Genomic DNA, 2331 nt, shown 5'->3' with positions numbered 1-2331 from the left:
ACCCCGCCGAGCTCCCGAAAGGCGCCCCCACACTCCCCAACACCACGAACACAACCTCCGGATGATCGGCTACACCACAAGAAGGGACGCCATCCGAAAGGGTCTGCTGCAGGTTTGGGTGAGGTTGACCTGCCCTACCTCTCAGCTTCCAGTTCTGCTGGCTATCTGACGGCATTCACGATGGCTGCCGGACATGTCCCGCGCCTACCCCGCCGAGTTCTTCGCCCCCCGTCGCGTTGGCGCGGGCAGGAAAAGATGTCACCCGACGTGCCGCAGAAACGTGCCACTCCGTTGCGGTGAGCGTGGGACGTCCGTGAGGGCCTGCTGCGCCCCTTCGGGTTCATTGACACCGCCGCATGACGTCACCTGGCCCGGACAACGTGCTCCTGCGGGCGCCGAGTCCGTGTGCCACGGCGTGCGTCTCCGCAGGGGACCTGAGTAGATGTTGGCCGAGTCGACGATGGGTCACCGTTCAGGTATCGCCGCGCCGCTGGCAGTAGTTGTCCCGTCAGCGACCACAGGAACTACCGGAAATCGGACCCTGGGCGGCCCCCCAGCCACACACCGAACGAGCGTCGACGCCCGCTCACCGGCATGGCGGCCAAGGGGTGGTCAGCGAGGTTGTGCGCGAGCTGGTTGATTCCCTGCGTAAGGTGTGCAAGTTCCTCAGGCGCTTCCAGGAAGGCTATTTCGGCTGCTCTGTTGAGGACTCCGCTGCGTCCTTGGGCATGTAGGTCAGCAGTTCTTTGCGGATCCACGTGGTCGGCATGGACGGGTCGTGCCGCGCGGCAGCGAGCGTACCGAGCTCCGGGTTCGCGTCGGGGGATCCCAGCGCGAACCCGGAGCCGAAACGAGCGGTTGCCGTCAGCTCAGCGTCTGGAAGTCAAGCCAGCCTGAGGAGACGCCGACCAGCACGGGTGTTCCATATCCGGTGCTCGTCAATTTGGGGTAGAAGTATAGGGCCTTGCCGGTTTCTGGGCTGGTTGCCCACAGGTCGGGTTTGCCGTCGTTGTCGGCGTCGCCGCCCGATGTGATGAGTGGCTTGTTGGCTGCGGTCCAGTCTGTCGCGATCTGGATGCGTGTGGTCACGGTGCCGAGGCCTTCTCCGGCGGGGCCGGTGCCTGGGTAGAAGTACAAGGCGCCGCTGGTCTTGTTGCGGCCGATGAGATCGACGTATCCGTTGTTGTCGACGTCGCCTGGGGCGGTGATGTCGTAGCCGGACCATGATGCGTCCCCGATGAGGACTGGTTCCAGGGTTTCGTCAAGGTAGAAACTGTTGGAGCCGTAGTACAGCCACAGGCGGTCGCCTTCCTTGACCAAGACGTCAGGGAAGCCGGGGACGTCGATGGTTCCGTCTCCGTCGGCGTCCAGGGGGCCGTCCACGTCGCCGATCGCCAGGATCTGATCGGCGTTCTGCCAGTGGTTGTTGGCAGGGTCGTAGACGGTGAGTTCCTGACGGCCCATGGTGCAGGTACTGCTGCCGCTCGGGGGCTCTTCGCCGGTGGTGGTGCAGGGGTTGCCGTAGCCGTTGTTGGGGTAGATCTGGAGGGTCTTGTTCCCACTTGTGCCGCTGGTGGCGATCAGGTCTTCGTAGCCGTCGTCGGTCCAGTCGCCGCGGTGGGTGATGGATGCGCCGCTGAAGTTGGTTGTGCTGGCGACGGAATAGACGCTCGGGGAACCGTTGCCGCTGCCGGGGTACAGCCGCAGGGTGCCGTCGGTGCGTACGCCGTACATGTCGCTGTTGCCGTCGCCGTTGAGGTCGCCCGGCTCATCCTTGAGGTTCAGGCTGTTCACGTAGAACAAGTAGGCCGCGCGGTCCGAGAGATTGTTGCCGCGATCGAGGCTGCGGACGTAGAGGAAGTGAGTTCCGGCGGAGGCAGGGGTCAGCTTGACGTCCTTGGGGCCACCGGGCGTCTCAGGGGTGGCGGTACGCACCGTGGGGTCCCAGTCGGTCCAGTACTCGTACTTGGCAACGTCGCCGATACCACCACTGCCAAGAGTGAACGTGCCTTCAGTTCGGACGGGGCTGGTGTTCTCGGGCCAACCGTCGGACCCGTCGGGGAACTGCGTTGACATCACGGTCGGCGGATTGCTCGGCCTGGTGCTGTCGAAGCCAAAGTGACATTGGGTGCTCCACGCGCTGGTGGTGGTGGCGTCTTCGGCACGGACATACCAGGTAAAGGTGCCTATGCCCGTGACGCCGGCGTCAGCCAGCAGGGATGCCAATTTTGCCACAGTCACTGAGGTTTTCTCAGCGAAATGATCTACGCGAAACGGCGTGAGCCGCGCATGTGTGAGCAGGCCGGACAGGCTGGGCCCGGCTGCGGACAG

The 2331-nt window shown here is 64.3% G+C and carries 1 protein-coding gene; it reads right to left on the bottom strand.

All coding sequences use genetic code 11. The annotated features are described in order from the left end of the window. Positions 1 to 864: 864 nt before the first annotated feature. On the bottom strand, positions 865 to 2331 hold a 1467-nt coding region (locus tag ACFW3D_RS42045; RefSeq protein ID WP_500513764.1), incomplete at its 5' end, for an FG-GAP repeat domain-containing protein.

Source organism: Streptomyces sp. NPDC058864, assembly GCF_042742985.1.
Classification (GTDB): Bacteria; Actinomycetota; Actinomycetes; order Streptomycetales; family Streptomycetaceae; genus Actinacidiphila.
Note: the sequence above shows the minus strand (reverse complement) of the source record. Positions and strands in the feature narration are given on the sequence as shown.